The organism is Variovorax sp. PCZ-1 (assembly GCF_018413605.1).
Taxonomy (GTDB): Bacteria; Pseudomonadota; Gammaproteobacteria; order Burkholderiales; family Burkholderiaceae_C; genus JANMDU01.
This window is the reverse complement of the sequence record NZ_JAHCDN010000001.1, coordinates 1,889,780-1,906,539: the sequence shown is the minus strand read 5'-3', so window position 1 is coordinate 1,906,539 and position 16,760 is coordinate 1,889,780. Positions and strand designations below refer to the sequence as shown.

Here is a 16,760-nt window from a genome sequence, read left to right as displayed (position 1 = left end):
CTGGAATTTCATCATGCAAGTTTTAACCACTATTTTGTTTGCCGTCCAAATCATCACCGCCTTGGTGATGATCGGCCTGATCCTTGTGCAACATGGCAAGGGCGCTGACATGGGCGCGGCCTTTGGTTCGGGCAGCTCAGGCAGCCTCTTTGGTGCATCTGGCAGCGCCAACTTCTTGTCGCGCTTGACAGGTGTGTGCGCCGCAGTCTTCTTCGTTTGCACTCTTGGCTTGGCTTACACCAGCGGCGTGCGTCCATCGGGTTCTGGCTCGGTGCTAGAGAAAGCCGCCACGCCAGCTACTGCTCCTGCAGCTACGCCGGCCTCTGGCGCGCAAGCGATTCCTACTGCGCCTACAGGCGCAGCAGCAGTGCCCACAGCACCAGCCGCTCCTGCACCTGCAGCATCTGGTGCGCAGCCTATCCCAGCGCCTGCGAAATAAAGCAAGCTTGCTATCGAATTTAGCTCTCGCAAACCCTGATTTGGGGCATTTTTCGAGCTAAAATCTAAGGCTGTCTGTTACCGGCAATTCCTCATGCTGACAGACAGAAAAAACAAGCCGTCGTGGTGGAATTGGTAGACACGCTATCTTGAGGTGGTAGTGGCGAAAGCTGTGCGAGTTCGAGTCTCGCCGTCGGCACCAAATCAAAGACAAGCGGCTCAGGCTAAAACCTGAGCCGCTTTGTCCGAGTGAAAGCACAAAATGCTTCATACTCAAGTATTGCAGACAGAGCACACGACATGAATCTCCAAGAATACCTGCCGATTTTGCTGTTCATCCTCGTCGGCATTGGCGTAGGTGTTGTTCCTCAAGTGCTCGGCTACGTGCTCGGCCCCCGCAAGCCTGATGCGGCCAAAGATTCTCCTTACGAATGCGGCTTCGAAGCCTTCGAAGATGCCCGCATGAAATTCGATGTGCGCTACTACCTCGTGGCCATTCTCTTCATTTTGTTTGATCTGGAAATTGCCTTCCTTTTCCCCTGGGCTGCGGCTCTGCGCGAAATTGGCCCAGTCGGTTTCTGGTCAGTCATGGTCTTTCTCGCTATCCTTGTCGTGGGCTTCATCTACGAATGGAAAAAAGGCGCGCTGGATTGGGAATAAGTTGAGATTGATGGGACATGTTTCCCGCTGCTGATGGCATCAAAAATGGCATTAGCAACCTGGAGTGCTTGCAATGATTGAAGGCGTTTTCAAAGAAGGCTTCGTGACCACGAGTTATGACACCGTGGTCAACTGGGCAAAAACCGGATCGCTCTGGCCGATGACCTTTGGCTTGGCCTGCTGCGCCGTGGAGATGATCCATGCTGGCTGCGCTCGCTACGATTTGGATCGCTTCGGCGTCGTCTTCCGCCCCAGTCCGCGTCAATCGGATTTGATGATCGTGGCTGGTACGCTGTGCAACAAAATGGCTCCAGCGCTGCGCAAGGTCTATGACCAAATGAGTGAGCCGCGCTGGGTCATGAGCATGGGCTCATGCGCCAATGGCGGTGGCTACTACCACTACAGCTATTCCGTGGTGCGCGGCTGTGACCGTATCGTGCCCGTGGATGTGTATGTGCCCGGCTGCCCGCCTACTGCTGAAGCCTTGGTTTACGGCATCATTCAATTGCAGCAAAAAATTCGTCGCACGCAGACGATTGCTCGGGCGTGAGGGCACAAGCACATGAGTGAATTTACCGTTGCCCCACAAACCACGCTCGATGCTGTGCAAGCAGCACTCGGCTCCAAAATCAAACGCATTTCTTCCAAGCTTGGTGAAGTGACTGTCGTCGTCTCGGCTGCCGACTATCACAGGGCATGCCTCATCTTGCAAGATGCTGAGGGTTGCAAGTTTGAGCAATTGCTTGATCTTTGCGGTATCGATTATTCGCAATACAAGGATGGCGCTTACGACGGCCCACGCTATTGCGTCGTGCTGCATTTGCTCTCTGTGAGCCTCAATCAGCGCCTGCGCGTCAAGGTTTACGCCGCTGAAGACGATGTGCCGATGGTGGCTTCAGTTAACGACATCTGGGCATCGGCCAACTGGTACGAGCGTGAAGCCTTCGATTTGTTTGGCATCGTCTTTGAAGGTCACAACGATCTGCGCCGCATCTTGACGGACTACGGTTTCATCGGCCACCCCTTCCGCAAAGATTTCCCGATGAATGGCCATGTGGAAATGCGTTACGACGCTGAGAAAAAGCGCGTGATCTATCAGCCCGTCACCGTTGAGCTGCGTGAGGTCGTGCCTCGCATTATTCGTGAAGACAACTACGGCGGCATTGCGCCGAAGGTGCAGTAATGGCAGAAATTAAGAACTACACCCTCAACTTCGGGCCTCAGCATCCCGCCGCCCACGGCGTGCTGCGTCTCGTGCTCGAGCTAGATGGCGAAGTGATCCAACGCGCTGATCCACACATCGGCCTATTGCATCGTGGCACAGAAAAGCTCGCCGAGACGCGCACCTACATCCAATCGCTGCCCTACATGGATCGCTTGGATTACGTTTCGATGATGTGCAATGAGCATGCTTATTGCCTCACGATCGAGAAGATGATGGGTATTGAGGTGCCAGAGCGTGCGCAATACATCCGCGTGATGTATTCCGAAATCACGCGTTTGCTCAATCATTTGCTCTGGATCGGTTGCCACGGCCTCGATTGCGGCGCGATGGCCATCATGCTTTACGCCTTCCGCGAGCGCGAAGATTTGTTTGACATGTACGAAGCCGTGAGCGGCGCGCGCATGCATGCGGCCTACTTCCGCCCTGGTGGCGTGTATCGCGATCTGCCCGACACGATGCCGCAATACAAAGCCAGCAAAGTGCGCAATGCCAAGGCACTGGCCAAAATGAACGACAACCGCCAAGGCTCGCTCTTGGACTTCATCGAAGATTTTGCCAAGCGCTTTGACCAATGCCTCGCTGAATATCACACGCTCTTAACTGACAACCGTATTTGGAAGCAACGCACTGTCGGCATCGGCATCGTCACACCCGAGCGCGCGAAAAATCTCGGCTTCACAGGCGCGATGCTGCGTGGCTCAGGTATCGCTTGGGATCTGCGCAAGAAGCGCCCGTATGACGTGTACGACCGCATGGATTTCGATATCCCCGTCGGCAAAACCGGCGATTGCTATGACCGCTACTTGGTGCGCATGGAAGAGATGAACCAATCCAACCGCATCATCAAGCAATGCGTGGCTTGGCTGCGTGCTAACCCAGGCCCAGTGATCACCGACAATCACAAAGTCGCCGCGCCAGACCGCGAATCCATGAAATCCAACATGGAAGAGCTGATCCATCACTTCAAGCTCTTCACCGAAGGCTTTGCCGTGCCCGAGGGCGAAGCCTATGCCGCCGTTGAGCATCCAAAAGGCGAGTTCGGCATTTACATGGTGAGCGATGGTGCGAACAAGCCTTACCGTTTGAAGATTCGCGCTCCCGGCTTCGCACACTTGGCCGCAATGGATGAAATGAGCCGTGGCCACATGATTGCCGATGCTGTTGCAGTCATTGGAACCATGGACGTGGTGTTTGGAGAGATTGACAGATGATTGCTGAAGCTACCAAACAACGCTTCGATAAAGAAGTAGCGAAGTACCCATCAGACCAAAAGCAGTCTGCCGTGATGGCCTGCTTGTCCATCGTGCAAGACGAGCAGGGCTGGGTCAGCCCGGAGGCTGAAAAACAGATTGGCGAGTATTTGGGCATGCCTGTGATGGCGGTGCATGAAGTTACCACCTTCTACAACATGTACAACCAAAAGCCGGTGGGCAAATACAAGCTCAATGTATGCACGAATTTGCCTTGCCAGCTTCGCGGCGGCCAAAAGGCGCTGGAGCATGTCTGCAGCAAGCTCGGCGTGGAGCCTTATGGCACGACGAAAGACAAGATGTTTACCGTGCAGCCCAGCGAGTGCTTGGGCGCATGCGCAGATGCACCCGTGATGCTCGTGAATGATCGCAGCATGTGCAGCTTCATGAGCCACGACAAGCTCGATCAGTTGATTGACGGTTTGAAAACCGCCACCCCAGCTTAAAAGGAAATGTGATGACAACCGCAACACAAATCCTCTCTCAATTCCAAGCCAAGGGCGTAGAAACCTGCTTCCACGGCCGACACATCAATCCGCAAATTTATGCCGATCTCGATGGCAACAACTGGCGCTTGAAAGATTACCTCACACGCGGCGGCTACCAAGCCCTGCGCAAGATTCTCGGGGTAGATGCACAAGGCAATAAGCTGCCCGCCATGCAAGATGCCGAAGGCAAAGAAATCGCCGCAGGTATGACAGCCGATCAAGTGATTGCCGAGCTCAAAGCTTCTGCTCTGCGTGGCCGTGGCGGCGCGGGCTTTCCTACCGGACTCAAGTGGAGCTTCATGCCCCGCCAATTCCCCGGTCAGAAATACATCGTCTGCAACTCCGATGAAGGCGAGCCAGGCACATGCAAAGACCGCGATATCTTGATGTTCAACCCGCACATAGTGATCGAAGGCATGATCATTGCGGGCTACTCGATTGGTGCATCAGTCGGCTACAACTACATCCATGGCGAAATCTTCAAAGAGTATGAGCGCTTTGAAGAGGCCTTGGAAGAAGCGCGCTCTGCGGGCTTGTTGGGCGATAACGTCGCCAATAGCGGCTTCAAATTCCAGCTCCATGCCTTCCACGGCTTCGGTGCATACATCTGCGGAGAAGAAACCGCTTTGCTTGAATCACTTGAAGGCAAAAAAGGCCAGCCGCGCTTCAAGCCACCATTCCCCGCCAGCTTCGGCCTCTACGGCAAGCCCACCACGATCAACAACACTGAGACGTTTGCTGCTGTGCCGTGGATCATCCGCAACGGTGGCCAAGCCTATCTCGAGTGCGGCAAGCCGAACAACGGTGGCACGAAGATTTTCTCTGTGTCTGGGGATGTAGAAAAGCCTGGCAACTATGAAGTGCCGATGGGCACACCTTTTGCAAAGCTGCTTGAATTGGCAGGTGGTGTCAAAGGCGGCAAGCAACTCAAAGCGGTGATCCCCGGCGGTTCTTCCGCCCCGGTGCTCCCCGCCGATGTGATGATGCAATGCACGATGGATTACGACTCCATCTCCAAAGCTGGCTCCATGCTCGGCTCAGGCGCGGTGATCGTGATGGATGAGACGCGCGATATGGTGGAAAGCCTGCTGCGCCTCTCGTACTTTTACATGCATGAATCCTGCGGCCAATGCACGCCATGCCGCGAAGGCACAGGCTGGCTCTGGCGCATGGTGGATCGCATCCACCACGGCCAAGGTCGCCCCGAAGATTTGCAGAAGCTCGACAACGTGGCAGAAAACATCATGGGCCGCACCATCTGCGCCTTGGGCGATGCTGCGGCCATGCCCGTGCGCGCGATGCTCAAGCATTTCCGTTCGGAGTTTGCAGCGAAGATTGATGCGGCTCAAAAAACCGCTGAAAAAGCACCTGTGGCTGCGTGACCAGAGAGAAGAACATGGTTGAACTAGATATCGACGGTCAGAAAGTAGAGATCACTGAAGGCAGCATGATCATGCATGCGGCCGAGAAGTGTGGCACCTACATTCCGCATTTTTGCTATCACAAGAAGCTGAGCATCGCGGCGAATTGCCGCATGTGCTTGGTCGATGTAGAAAAAGCACCCAAGCCCATGCCCGCTTGCGCCACGCCTGTGACGCAAGGCATGATCGTGCGCACGAAGAGCGATAAGGCGATCAAGGCGCAGCAATCGGTGATGGAGTTTTTGCTGATCAATCACCCGCTGGATTGCCCGATTTGCGATCAGGGTGGTGAGTGCCAGTTGCAAGATTTGGCGGTGGGCTATGGCAAGAGCAGCTCGCGCTACGATGAAGAAAAGCGTGTGGTGGCGAACAAAGACGTGGGTCCTCTGATCTCGATGGAAGAGATGAGCCGCTGCATCCACTGCACCCGCTGCGTGCGATTCGGCCAAGAAGTGGCCGGCAGCATGGAGCTGGGCATGAGCCATCGCGGCGAGCATGCTGAGATCGAGACTTTTGTGGGCGAGACTGTTGACTCTGAGCTTTCCGGCAACATGATCGATATTTGCCCAGTCGGCGCTTTGACCAGCAAGCCTTTCCGCTACAGCGCCCGCACATGGGAACTCTCGCGCCGCAAATCAGTGAGCCCGCATGATTCCACAGGCGCGAACTTGATCGTTCAGGTGAAAAACAATGCAGTGATGCGCGTTGTGCCGTTTGAAAATGAAGCGGTGAATGAATGCTGGATCGCAGACCGTGATCGTTTCAGCTACGAGGCGTTGAATGGCGAAGACCGCTTGACCAAACCGATGCTCAAGCAAGGCGGCCAGTGGAAAGAGGTGGATTGGCAGACCGCGCTGGAATACGTGGCGAATGGTTTGAAGCAAATCAAAACGGAGCAGGGCGCAGATGCGATTGGCGCATTGCTCAGCCCACACAGCACGCTGGAAGAGCTGTATCTCGCCACGCAGCTTGTGCGTGGCTTAGGCTCGGACAACGTGGATGCGCGTTTGCGCAATGCGGAGTTTGGAAAGTCTGAAGGCGTGCGTTATCTTGGCACTTCGATTGCCTCGCTTTCCAGCCTGCAAAGCGCTTTGATCGTGGGCAGCAATCTGCGTAAAGATCATCCGCTGTTTGCACAACGAATTCGCCAGTCCGCACGTAAGGGATGTGCGGTGAATGCTATTAATTCAGTAGCGTACAGATCGAATTCATGGGCGATGCCTGTAGCCAACAGCATCACCGTGCCAGCTGCTCAGTGGGCGCAGGCTCTGGCTGATGTGGCTGCAGCAGTGGCAGCAGAGAAGGGCGTTCAACCTCCTGCCGCGGGCAATGCAACTGAAGCCGCGCAAAAGATTGCGAAGTCTTTACTCAAAGGCGAGCGCAAAGCGATTCTGCTGGGCAATGCCGCTGCACATCATGCGAATGCAGCTAGCCTGTTGGCTTTGGCCAATTGGATCGGCCAGCAAACAGGTGCGACTGTGGGCTACCTCACAGAAGCAGCAAACACTGTGGGCGCACAACTGGTAGGTGCTCAGCCATTAATGGGTGGCAAGAATGCTGCGCAAATGCAATCTGGCCTCAAAGCCCTGATCTTGCTCGGCACAGAGCCAGAGCATGACACTGCTGCTAAAGCCGCTGTGCAAGCCGATATGGTCGTCACGTTCAGCCCGTTCAAAACGAACATGGCTTTCAGCGATGTGCTGCTGCCAGTGTCACCATTCACAGAAACCGCTGGAACATTCATCAACGCCGAAGGCCGTATCCAAAGTTTCCACGGCGTGGTGAAGCCTTTGGGCGAAACGCGCCCCGGCTGGAAAGTGCTGCGCGTGCTCGGAAACATGCTGAGCTTGCCCGGCTTTGAATTCGAAACGGCGCAAGACGTAGCGGCGAAAGCTCTGAATGGCGACACAGAATTTGTGGCTGCTGCCAAGCTGAGCAATGCAACCAGCGCAGCAATTGATCTGAGCAAAGCTGCTGCAGAGCCAGCCACTGCAACACTCTATCAACTCGACAGCCTCACCCGCCGTTCACCTGCTTTGCAAGCGACTGCTGATGCAAAGGCTGGCAGCAAAGTCGGCATGCTTGACGAGGTGACCGCATGATTGATGCTTTTCACGCTTGGGCAAACGGCTTGATCGTTGCCAACTGGTGGCAAGGCCTCGCATGGCCTGTGATCTGGACGCTGATGAAGATCATCGCTGTCACGCTGCCCGTGATGGGCGCGGTGGCTTACCTCACGCTCTGGGAGCGCAAGTTCATCGGCTGGATGCAGATTCGCCTTGGCCCCAATCGCGTTGGCCCCTTTGGTCTGCTGCAGCCGATTGCGGATGCATTGAAGCTGCTCACCAAAGAAATCATCTTGCCCGCAGCCGCGAGCAAGGGCTTGTTCTTTATCGGCCCGATCATGACGATCATGCCTGCGCTGGCCGCATGGGCTGTTGTGCCTTTTGGCCCTGATATGGCGCTGGCCAATATCAATGCGGGCTTGCTGTTCCTGATGGCGATCACGTCGATGGAAGTCTATGGCGTGATCATCGCGGGTTGGGCATCGAATTCCAAATACGCTTTCTTGGGCGCATTGCGTGCATCGGCGCAAATGGTGAGCTATGAAATCGCCATGGGCTTTTGCTTCGTGGTCGTGCTCATGGTGGCCGGCACCTTGAACATGACGGGCATCGTTACAAGCCAGGGGCAGGGCTACTTTGCTGAGATGGGGTTGAACTTCCTCTCGTGGAATTGGTTGCCCTTGCTGCCTATCTTTGTCGTGTACATCATCTCCGGCATTGCCGAGACGAACCGCCATCCGTTTGACGTGGTGGAAGGTGAATCAGAAATCGTGGCTGGCCACATGGTGGAGTATTCCGGCATGTCGTTCGCGATGTTTTTCTTGGCTGAATATGCGAACATGTGGCTGGTGTCGATCCTCGCTGTGATCATGTTCTTGGGTGGCTGGTTGCCGCCGATTGATAGTGCTCTGTTCAATTGGATTCCTGGCTGGATTTGGCTTGGCGTGAAGACCTTCTGCGTGGTGAGCCTCTTCATCTGGGTGCGCGCCACATTCCCGCGCTTCCGCTATGACCAGATCATGCGCTTGGGTTGGAAGATTTTTATCCCCGTCACATTGGTGTGGCTGGTGGTGGTTGGTCTGTGGATGCAGACTCCTTGGAATATTTGGAAATAAGGCGGGCATATGGCTACGACTACTCTCGCTACTCCGGGCTTTTCGCTCAAAGATTTTCTCTCCAGCTTTATGCTGATTGAGCTCTTCAAGGGCTTTGCGCTCACCGGTAAGCATGCTTTTCGTCGGAAGATCACGGTGGTGTTTCCCGAAGAAAAAACACCGATGTCGCCCCGTTTTCGTGGCCTGCATGCCCTGCGCCGCTATGAAAATGGCGAAGAGCGCTGCATCGCCTGCAAGCTCTGCGAGGCCGTGTGCCCCGCGATGGCGATCACCATTGAAAGCGATGTGCGCGCAGACGGCAGCCGCCGCACCACGCGCTACGACATTGATCTGACCAAATGCATCTTCTGCGGCTTCTGCGAAGAAAGCTGCCCAGTGGATTCCATCGTTGAGACGCATATTTTGGAATACCACGGCGAAAAGCGCGGTGATTTGTATTTCACCAAAGACATGTTGCTGGCCGTGGGCGACCGCTACGAAAAAGAAATCGCGGCTGCTAAAGCGGCTGATGCGAAATACCGCTGATTCACCATTTAAAGAACAACAAAAATGGATATCAAAACAGGTCTCTTCTACGCTTTTTCAGCGATCTTGTTGTTCGCAGCATTTCGCGTGATCACGGCGCGCAACCCGGTGCATGCCGCGTTGTATCTCGTACTCGCTTTCTTCCAAGCCGCTGCGATTTGGATTTTGCTCAAAGCAGAATTCTTGGCGATCACCCTCGTGCTCGTGTATGTGGGCGCGGTGATGGTGCTCTTCCTCTTCGTGATCATGATGATGGATATCAATATGGACACGATTCGTAAGGGCTTTTGGACGCACTTCCCATTGGCAGCAGGTATAGGCGCTTTGATTGCAGCAGAAATGGCTATCGTTCTGATGAAAGGATTTTTCTGGACAGAGCCACGATTTAGTCCTGAAGCTATTGCTGCTCAGGCCAACAATACAAAAGCGCTCGGTGTATTGCTCTATACGAAATACATTTATCCAATGGAAGTGGCTGCTGTGCTGCTGCTCGTAGGTATCGTGGCCGCGATTGCACTCACACTGCGTGAGCGCAAGGATAGCAAGCATGTGGATGCAGGCGACCAGGTGCGCGTGAAGGCGCATGATCGCATGGAGATCATCAAGATGGATGCTACAAAACCAGTAGCACCTAGCGCAGATCCTACGCCGGCTACAGGCCAAAATGATGTAAAAATAGAAGGGAGCAAAGCATGAGCTTAACCCTCGGCCATTTCCTCACCTTGGGTGCGCTGCTGTTTGCGCTCTCGGTGATCGGCATTTTCTTGAACCGTAAAAACCTGATCATTCTCCTCATGGCCATTGAGCTGATGCTCTTGGCGGTGAACATGAACTTCATCGCTTTCTCCTACTACTTGGGTGATCTGCACGGTCAAGTTTTCGTGTTCTTCATTCTCACCGTGGCTGCAGCAGAGTCTGCGATTGGCCTGGCCATTCTCGTGCTGCTGTTCCGCAATAAGTCCAGCATCTCGGTGGACGAACTCAACACGCTCAAAGGTTAATCAAGAATATGAGCGCAACACTTTCTGCATCAACACTGCTGGCTGTGCCGCTAGCCCCGCTAGTGGGCTCCTTGCTCGCCGGTATCTTGGGCACGCAGCTCGGCGGCAACTGGATTGGCCGCCGCCTCTCGCATTTCCTCACCATCCTCGGTGTGCTCATCGCCTTCATCATCTCGGCACAAACCTTGGTGAAAGTGATTGATGGCGCGCGCTTCAACGAAACCATCTACACCTGGATGGTTATCGGCGGCCTGAAAATGGAAATCGGCTTCCTCGTCGATGGCCTCACGGCGATGATGATGTGCGTCGTCACCTTCGTCTCGCTCATGGTGCATCTCTACACTATCGGCTATATGGAAGAAGATGAGGGCTACAACCGCTTCTTCGCCTACATCTCGCTCTTCACCTTCTCCATGCTCATGCTCGTGATGAGCAACAACTTGCTCCAGCTTTTCTTCGGCTGGGAAGCCGTGGGTTTGGTGTCGTACCTGCTGATCGGCTTTTGGTACAACAAACCCACGGCGATTTTTGCCAATATGAAAGCCTTCTTGGTCAACCGCGTGGGTGATTTTGGCTTCATCATGGGCATTGGTTTGATCGCGGCTTACACGGGCAGCTTCAACTACACCGAAGTGTTTGCCAAAGTGCAAGAGCTCGCTGCTGTCGAATTCCCTTGGGTCTTCTTCGGTCAAGAAGCGATGCTGATCACCGTGATCTGCATTTGCCTCTTCATCGGCGCGATGGGCAAGTCTGCTCAGTTCCCGTTGCATGTGTGGCTGCCTGATTCGATGGAAGGCCCTACGCCGATTTCTGCGCTGATCCACGCCGCCACGATGGTGACGGCGGGTATCTTCATGGTGGCGCGCATGTCGCCGATTTATGAGTTGTCTGACGCAGCGCTCAGCTTCATCATGGTGATTGGCGCGATCACTGCGCTCTTCATGGGCTTTCTAGGCATCATTCAAAACGACATCAAGCGCGTGGTGGCTTACTCCACGCTATCCCAGCTCGGCTACATGACGGTCGCGCTCGGTGCATCGGCTTACTCGGTGGCTGTGTTCCACCTCATGACGCACGCTTTCTTTAAAGCGCTCCTGTTCCTCGGCGCAGGCTCGGTGATCATGGGTTGCCATCACAACCAAGACATTCGCTACATGGGCGGCTTGCGCAAATACATGCCGATCACTTGGATCACGTCGCTGCTCGGCTCGCTGGCTTTGATCGGCACGCCGCTGTTTGCTGGTTTCTACTCCAAAGAAAACATCATTGAAGCGGCGAAGTTTGCTAACTTGCCTGGCGCGACGTTTGCCTACTACGCCGTGCTCGCAGGCGTGTTCGTCACCGCCTTCTACTCTTTCCGCATGTATTTCTTGGTCTTCCATGGCGAAGAGCGTTATGACCAAAATCCGGATGCGCATCATGATGATCACCACGGCGATCACCATGGCCATGACGAGAAACCTCACGAGAGCCCATGGGTGGTGACCGTGCCTTTGCTGCTGCTGGCGATTCCGTCCGTCGTGATCGGCTTCATGACCGTGCAGCCCATGCTCTTCGGTGATTTCTTCAAAGATGCTATTGTGGTTGATGCAGCCAAGCATCCTGCTATGGCGCAACTGGCCACCATGTTCCATGGCTCGGTGCAATACGCTGCGCATGCCTTCGTTACGCTGCCTTTCTGGCTTGCTGTCGCAGGCGTGGCGCTCTCGTATTACATGTACATGGTCAACCCTGCTTTGCCTGCTGCAATCAAAGCTCGCGTGATGCCGATCTACAACCTGCTTGAAAACAAGTACTACATGGATTGGTTCAATGAAAACGTGCTCGCTCGCGGTGCGCGTGGGCTTGGCCTCGCCTTCTGGAAGGGCGGAGATCAAGGCATCATTGAAACTGGCTTTGTGAATGGCTCTTGGAAGCTAGTCGGCTGGATCTCTGGCATCGTGCGTCGCTTGCAAACGGGCTACATCTATCACTATGCGCTGGTGATGCTCTTGGGTGTGTTCGCCATGCTGAGCTACTTCGTTTGGTTCAACAAATAAGAAGAACAAGGAATCAAGACTATGGGACTTCTTAGTGCTGCCATCTGGATGCCGATTGCTTTCGGTGTTCTGTTATTAGCTTTAGGGCGCGATGATCAAGCGCGCACCGTGCGCTGGATCGCGCTCGTGGGCGCTGTTCTTAGCTTCCTCGTCACGCTCGCGCTGTACGACGGCTTCAAGCTCGGTACCTCCGCGATGCAGTTTGTGGAAAACATGCCGTGGATCACGCGTTTCAATGTGCATTACCACTTGGGTTTGGATGGCATATCTTTCTGGTTTGTGCCGCTCACGGCTTTCATCACCATCATCGTGGTGATCGCAGGCTGGGAAGTCATCACCGAGCGCGTCAATCAATACATGGGCGCTTTTTTGATCTTGTCTGGCCTCATGATTGGTGTGTTCAGCGCGCTCGATGGCATCTTGTTTTACGTGTTCTTTGAAGCCACGCTGATCCCGATGTATATCTTGATTGGCGTGTGGGGCGGGCCGAACAAGATTTACGCGGCCTTCAAATTCTTCCTCTACACGCTGCTGGGCTCTTTGCTCATGCTAATTGCCTTGATTTACCTCTACACGAAATCAGGTGGCAGTTTTGATATCCTCACTTGGCACAAATTGCCACTCAGCGCCAAAGAGCAAACGCTTCTCTTCTTCGCTTTCTTCGCGGCCTTCGCAGTCAAAGTGCCGATGTTCCCCGTTCATACTTGGTTGCCTGATGTTCACGTGGAAGCGCCCACAGGCGGCTCAGCCGTGCTGGCGGCGATCATGTTGAAACTCGGCGCTTATGGCTTCTTGCGTTTCTCCATGCCCATCTTGCCTGATGCATCCAAAGAATGGGCTTGGTTGATCATTGCTTTGTCACTCATCGCTGTGATCTACGTCGGCCTGGTTGCTATGGTGCAGCAAGACATGAAAAAGCTCGTGGCTTATTCATCGGTCGCGCACATGGGCTTTGTGACGCTTGGCTTCTTCATCTTCAATCCGCTGGGCATTGCCGGCGGCATCGTGCAAATGATTGCGCATGGTTTCGTGTCTGCGGCCATGTTCCTTTGCATCGGTGTGCTGTATGACCGCGTGCATTCTCGTGAGATCGCCAGCTACGGCGGCGTGGTGAACACCATGCCGAAGTTCGCAGCCTTTGCCTTGCTCTTTGCCATGGCCAATTGCGGTTTGCCGGGGACAGCAGGTTTTGTGGGCGAGTGGATGGTGATCATCGGCGCGATCCAGTATGACTTCATGATCGGCTTGGCCGCAGCGTCCGCGCTGATCTTCGGCGCGGCTTACACGCTGTGGATGTTCAAGCGCGTGTATCTTGGCCCCGTCACAAATGACGATGTCAAAGGCTTGACCGACATCAATGGCAGAGAATTTTTAATGCTGGCTCTGCTGGCTGCCGCTGTGATTTGGATGGGCGTGTATCCCAAGCCTTTCACTGATGTGATGGATGCTTCCGTGACGGATCTCATCAAGCACATCGCTGTGACGAAACTCAAATAAACACGGCAAAGAGAACAATATGATTGACACCATAAGCTGGATCGCCGTTTATCCCGAAATCGTTTTGCTGGTGATGGCCTGCACGATTTTGCTGACTGACCTCTTCGTCAAAAGCCCAAGCCGCACAGCTACCCATGTGCTCACGCTGCTCACATTAGGCGTGGTCGCATTCATGCATGCCATCTATGCGATGGAAGGGCAAACCGCCTATGCCTTCGGCAATATGGTGGTGAGCGATCCGATGGGGCATTGGCTCAAGTGCTTTGCTGCGCTCTCTATGGGTGTGATGCTCGTGTATGCGCGCCCTTATGCACAAGCGCGCGGTATGATGCGCGGCGGTGAGATGTACACGCTCTCGCTTTTTGCCTTGCTCGGCATGTACGTGATGATCTCGGGCAACAACTTCCTCGTGATCTATGTCGGCCTCGAATTGCTCACGCTCTCCAGCTATGCGCTCGTCGCGCTGCGCCGCGATCATGCCGCTTCCACCGAAGCGGCAATGAAATACTTCATCCTCGGCGCGCTGGCCAGCGGCTTCTTGCTTTATGGCCTGTCCATGATGTATGGCGCTACCGGCTCGCTTGATATCTCCACGGTGTTCAAGCAAGTGCAGTCTGGCCAGTTCAAGCATCAGGTGCTGGTGTTTGGCCTCGTGTTTATCGTCGCAGGCCTAGCCTTCAAACTCGGTGTAGTGCCTTTCCATATGTGGGTACCTGATGTGTACCAAGGCGCGCCCACATCGGTGACGCTCATGATCGGCTCTGCGCCTAAGCTTGCTGCGTTTGCTATCTGCATCCGCTTGCTGGTGGAAGGCTTGCTGCCGCTGGCCAAAGATTGGCAGCAGATGCTGATGTTCTTGGCCATCGCTTCACTGCTCGTGGGTAATTTAGCTGCGATTGCTCAAACCAATTTGAAGCGCATGCTGGCTTTCTCCACGATTGCGCAAATGGGCTTCTTGCTGCTTGGTTTGCTCTCTGGTGTGGTGTTCAGCGGCACGACAGGTAACACCAGCGGTGCAGCTGCAGCATACAGCGCTTCCATGTTTTACGCGATCACTTATGTGCTCACCACTCTTGCCACCTTCGGCGTGATCTTGCTGCTCTCGCGCGATGGCTTTGAAAGTGAAGAGATTTCTGATTTAGCAGGCCTCAATCAACGCAGCCCACTCTATGCGGCCGTGATGGCGATTTGCTTGTTTTCGCTCGCAGGCATCCCGCCAATGGTGGGCTTCTTTGCTAAGCTCTCCGTGCTGCAGCCGCTCTTGGCTTCCGGTCAAACCATGTACATCGGTTTAGCGATTTATGCCGTGTTGCTCAGCTTGGTGGGTGCGTTCTATTACTTGCGTATCGTCAAAGTGATGTACTTTGATGAGCCTCTGACGGTGACAGAACCCGTAGCGTCTACCGAAGTGCGCACCGTGCTCGTGCTCAATGGCGCTCTGGTGATCTTGCTGGGCTTATTCCCCAGCGGCTTGATGCAGCTGTGTCTCTCCGCCATCGTTAAGACCTTGGCAGGATAAGCTTTTGGCTTGTTGATTCACAATCCGCAGTATGGGACAAACTGAATCCGTTATCGCCGTGATCCTGCTGGCCTTGCTAGCAGCCAATTGGCCATTCATCACGCAACGTTTGTTTGGCGTCTTGCGCTTGGCTTCGGGTAAGAGCCTATTCGTTCGTTTGCTTGAGCTGATTGCTTTGTACTTCGTGGTAGGCGGCATAGGGCTGCTCTTTGAGCAACGACTTGGGCAAATCTCGCCACAGAAGTGGGAGTTTTACGCGATCACCGCCACAGCCTTCATCACTTTTGCCTTCCCTGGTTTTGTGTGGCGATATTTGATGAAGCGCGGATGAAGCCTGAAACTATAGCCGAGACTTTGCTGACATCGCAGCAAGTCTACAAAGGCGGTTTCCTCGATGTGCGGCGCGATACAGTGCAATTGCAAAATGGCAAGAGTGCTACGCGTGAGTACGTCGTCCATCCCGGTGCATGCGTAGTGATTCCGTTGCTGGATAACGGCGACGTGATTCTGGAAAAGCAATTTCGCTACCCCGTAGGCCGCGAGATGATTGAGTTTCCAGCTGGCAAGCTTGATCCGAATGAAGATCCACTGATTTGCGCTCTACGTGAGCTACGCGAAGAGACTGGCTACAGCGCTTCCGAGTGGGCCTATGCGGGTTGCATGCATTTGGCGATTGCGTATTCCACAGAAATCATCCACATTTACTTCGCGCGCGGTTTGGTGCTAGGTGAGCGTGAGCTAGATGAAGGCGAATTTTTGGACGTGTTCACAGCGCCAGCAGAGCAACTGATTGCTTGGTGTGCAGACGGAACCGTGACCGATGCCAAAACCGTGACATGTGCTTTGCATTTGCAGCAATTCCTGGCAGGCAGTAAACAAGTTGGCTGGAATGCTGTACCTCGTATGGCCAACACGGCGACTGAGTCTTCAGGAGAAAAAGCATGAAAGTGCTCGATCTCGCATGCCAGCATGGCCACGGCTTTGAGGGTTGGTTTGGCAGCGAAGAAGATTTCCAAAGCCAACTCGCGCGCGGTTTGGTGCAATGCCCGATTTGCGATGATGCCCAGATCACCAAAAAACTTTCTGCGCCTCGCCTGAATCTGCGCAGCACGAAAGATGTGCTCCCACAATCGCTAACAGCAGATGAAATCAAGCAACAAAATACTACTGATTCAATAGCACTCCGCGCAAATTATATGCCGGTGAATGAGCTAAAAAGCACTGAAAACAGCTTGAAAAATGAGATGCCAGAGCATCCCATGCATGCACTCATGCGCAATCCCGAATTCCAGGCCGCCTACATGCAAATGGCCAAAGAGGTGCTCGCCAAGACGGAAGATGTGGGTGATGATTTCGCCAGAGAAGCCCGCAAAATCCACTACGGCGAGGCCAAAGAACGCGGTATACGTGGACAAGCGTCGCATGACGAGACATTAGAACTGCTTGATGAAGGCATTGATGTCATGCCTTTGCCATTGCCCAAAGCACTTAAGGGTACGCTACAGTAGATCTCTGC

General features: G+C 54.2%; 18 protein-coding genes and 1 tRNA gene. All 19 read left to right on the top strand.

Annotated elements, in window-relative coordinates; translation table 11 throughout:
* Positions 1–13: 13 nt before the first annotated feature.
* A complete protein-coding gene (secG, locus tag KIH26_RS09215) occupies positions 14–439 on the top strand; it encodes a preprotein translocase subunit SecG (RefSeq protein WP_213444233.1) in 426 nt (141 codons plus the stop codon).
* A 116-nt stretch (positions 440–555) separates the two neighbouring features.
* Positions 556–640, top strand: a tRNA-Leu gene (locus KIH26_RS09210).
* A gap of 98 nt (positions 641–738) precedes the next feature.
* Positions 739–1,098, top strand: a complete 360-nt coding sequence (locus KIH26_RS09205) for an NADH-quinone oxidoreductase subunit A (RefSeq protein WP_213444231.1) — start codon at positions 739–741, stop codon at positions 1,096–1,098.
* Positions 1,099–1,171: 73 nt separating this feature from the next.
* On the top strand, positions 1,172–1,648 hold the full coding sequence (locus KIH26_RS09200; RefSeq protein ID WP_213444229.1) for a NuoB/complex I 20 kDa subunit family protein: 477 nt from the start codon (positions 1,172–1,174) through the stop codon (positions 1,646–1,648).
* A gap of 12 nt (positions 1,649–1,660) precedes the next feature.
* Positions 1,661–2,281: an NADH-quinone oxidoreductase subunit C gene (locus KIH26_RS09195; protein WP_213444227.1), complete on the top strand. Its 621-nt coding sequence runs from the start codon at positions 1,661–1,663 to the stop codon at positions 2,279–2,281.
* On the top strand, positions 2,281–3,534 hold the full coding sequence (locus KIH26_RS09190; protein WP_213444225.1) for an NADH-quinone oxidoreductase subunit D: 1,254 nt from the start codon (positions 2,281–2,283) through the stop codon (positions 3,532–3,534). Before KIH26_RS09195 ends, KIH26_RS09190 begins: the two co-directional genes overlap by 1 nt.
* A complete protein-coding gene (nuoE, locus tag KIH26_RS09185; protein WP_213444223.1) occupies positions 3,531–4,019 on the top strand; it encodes an NADH-quinone oxidoreductase subunit NuoE in 489 nt (162 codons plus the stop codon). The genes KIH26_RS09190 and nuoE overlap by 4 nt, the downstream gene beginning before the upstream one ends.
* A gap of 11 nt (positions 4,020–4,030) precedes the next feature.
* On the top strand, positions 4,031–5,443 hold the full coding sequence (gene nuoF / locus KIH26_RS09180; protein WP_213444217.1) for an NADH-quinone oxidoreductase subunit NuoF: 1,413 nt from the start codon (positions 4,031–4,033) through the stop codon (positions 5,441–5,443).
* Between the two features lie 14 nt (positions 5,444–5,457).
* A complete protein-coding gene (gene nuoG, locus KIH26_RS09175; protein ID WP_213444215.1) occupies positions 5,458–7,584 on the top strand; it encodes an NADH-quinone oxidoreductase subunit NuoG in 2,127 nt (708 codons plus the stop codon).
* Entirely contained in the window at positions 7,581–8,663 is a 1,083-nt protein-coding gene (gene nuoH / locus KIH26_RS09170; RefSeq protein ID WP_213444214.1) for an NADH-quinone oxidoreductase subunit NuoH, read from the top strand. The genes nuoG and nuoH overlap by 4 nt, the downstream gene beginning before the upstream one ends.
* 9 nt (positions 8,664–8,672) lie before the next feature.
* Positions 8,673–9,188 carry an NADH-quinone oxidoreductase subunit NuoI gene (nuoI, locus tag KIH26_RS09165; protein ID WP_213444212.1) on the top strand — a complete coding sequence of 172 codons (516 nt, stop codon included), beginning with the start codon at positions 8,673–8,675 and terminating at the stop codon, positions 9,186–9,188.
* 24 nt (positions 9,189–9,212) lie between these two features.
* Positions 9,213–9,884, top strand: coding sequence for an NADH-quinone oxidoreductase subunit J (locus KIH26_RS09160; protein ID WP_213444210.1), 672 nt, complete (start codon positions 9,213–9,215; stop codon positions 9,882–9,884).
* On the top strand, positions 9,881–10,189 hold the full coding sequence (gene nuoK / locus KIH26_RS09155; RefSeq protein ID WP_213444208.1) for an NADH-quinone oxidoreductase subunit NuoK: 309 nt from the start codon (positions 9,881–9,883) through the stop codon (positions 10,187–10,189). Before KIH26_RS09160 ends, nuoK begins: the two co-directional genes overlap by 4 nt.
* Positions 10,190–10,197: 8 nt before the next feature.
* Positions 10,198–12,228, top strand: coding sequence for an NADH-quinone oxidoreductase subunit L (gene nuoL / locus KIH26_RS09150; RefSeq protein WP_213444207.1), 2,031 nt, complete (start codon positions 10,198–10,200; stop codon positions 12,226–12,228).
* A gap of 21 nt (positions 12,229–12,249) precedes the next feature.
* Complete coding sequence (locus tag KIH26_RS09145; RefSeq protein ID WP_213444205.1) at positions 12,250–13,725, top strand: NADH-quinone oxidoreductase subunit M; 1,476 nt, start codon at positions 12,250–12,252, stop codon at positions 13,723–13,725.
* Between the two features lie 19 nt (positions 13,726–13,744).
* The gene (gene nuoN, locus KIH26_RS09140; protein WP_213444203.1) at positions 13,745–15,244 is read left to right on the top strand and encodes an NADH-quinone oxidoreductase subunit NuoN; all 1,500 of its coding nucleotides are present in this window, start codon (positions 13,745–13,747) and stop codon (positions 15,242–15,244) included.
* A 31-nt stretch (positions 15,245–15,275) separates the two neighbouring features.
* Complete coding sequence (locus tag KIH26_RS09135) at positions 15,276–15,575, top strand: DUF2818 family protein (protein WP_213444201.1); 300 nt, start codon at positions 15,276–15,278, stop codon at positions 15,573–15,575.
* Positions 15,572–16,189 carry an NUDIX domain-containing protein gene (locus KIH26_RS09130; RefSeq protein WP_213444199.1) on the top strand — a complete coding sequence of 206 codons (618 nt, stop codon included), beginning with the start codon at positions 15,572–15,574 and terminating at the stop codon, positions 16,187–16,189. The genes KIH26_RS09135 and KIH26_RS09130 overlap by 4 nt, the downstream gene beginning before the upstream one ends.
* A complete protein-coding gene (locus tag KIH26_RS09125; protein WP_213444197.1) occupies positions 16,186–16,752 on the top strand; it encodes a DUF1178 family protein in 567 nt (188 codons plus the stop codon). The genes KIH26_RS09130 and KIH26_RS09125 overlap by 4 nt, the downstream gene beginning before the upstream one ends.
* The last annotated feature ends 8 nt before the right edge of the window (positions 16,753–16,760 follow it).

Coding starts and splice junctions, on each gene's coding strand:
- nuoN (WP_213444203.1), top strand. CDS start 13,745: ATGATTGACACCATAAGCTGGATCGCCGTTTATCCCGAAATCGTTTTG.
- KIH26_RS09130 (WP_213444199.1), top strand. CDS start 15,572: ATGAAGCCTGAAACTATAGCCGAGACTTTGCTGACATCGCAGCAAGTC.
- KIH26_RS09160 (WP_213444210.1), top strand. CDS start 9,213: ATGGATATCAAAACAGGTCTCTTCTACGCTTTTTCAGCGATCTTGTTG.
- KIH26_RS09135 (WP_213444201.1), top strand. CDS start 15,276: ATGGGACAAACTGAATCCGTTATCGCCGTGATCCTGCTGGCCTTGCTA.
- nuoG (WP_213444215.1), top strand. CDS start 5,458: ATGGTTGAACTAGATATCGACGGTCAGAAAGTAGAGATCACTGAAGGC.
- KIH26_RS09145 (WP_213444205.1), top strand. CDS start 12,250: ATGGGACTTCTTAGTGCTGCCATCTGGATGCCGATTGCTTTCGGTGTT.
- nuoE (WP_213444223.1), top strand. CDS start 3,531: ATGATTGCTGAAGCTACCAAACAACGCTTCGATAAAGAAGTAGCGAAG.
- nuoI (WP_213444212.1), top strand. CDS start 8,673: ATGGCTACGACTACTCTCGCTACTCCGGGCTTTTCGCTCAAAGATTTT.
- secG (WP_213444233.1), top strand. CDS start 14: ATGCAAGTTTTAACCACTATTTTGTTTGCCGTCCAAATCATCACCGCC.
- KIH26_RS09200 (WP_213444229.1), top strand. CDS start 1,172: ATGATTGAAGGCGTTTTCAAAGAAGGCTTCGTGACCACGAGTTATGAC.
- nuoL (WP_213444207.1), top strand. CDS start 10,198: ATGAGCGCAACACTTTCTGCATCAACACTGCTGGCTGTGCCGCTAGCC.
- KIH26_RS09190 (WP_213444225.1), top strand. CDS start 2,281: ATGGCAGAAATTAAGAACTACACCCTCAACTTCGGGCCTCAGCATCCC.
- nuoK (WP_213444208.1), top strand. CDS start 9,881: ATGAGCTTAACCCTCGGCCATTTCCTCACCTTGGGTGCGCTGCTGTTT.
- KIH26_RS09125 (WP_213444197.1), top strand. CDS start 16,186: ATGAAAGTGCTCGATCTCGCATGCCAGCATGGCCACGGCTTTGAGGGT.
- KIH26_RS09205 (WP_213444231.1), top strand. CDS start 739: ATGAATCTCCAAGAATACCTGCCGATTTTGCTGTTCATCCTCGTCGGC.
- nuoH (WP_213444214.1), top strand. CDS start 7,581: ATGATTGATGCTTTTCACGCTTGGGCAAACGGCTTGATCGTTGCCAAC.
- KIH26_RS09195 (WP_213444227.1), top strand. CDS start 1,661: ATGAGTGAATTTACCGTTGCCCCACAAACCACGCTCGATGCTGTGCAA.
- nuoF (WP_213444217.1), top strand. CDS start 4,031: ATGACAACCGCAACACAAATCCTCTCTCAATTCCAAGCCAAGGGCGTA.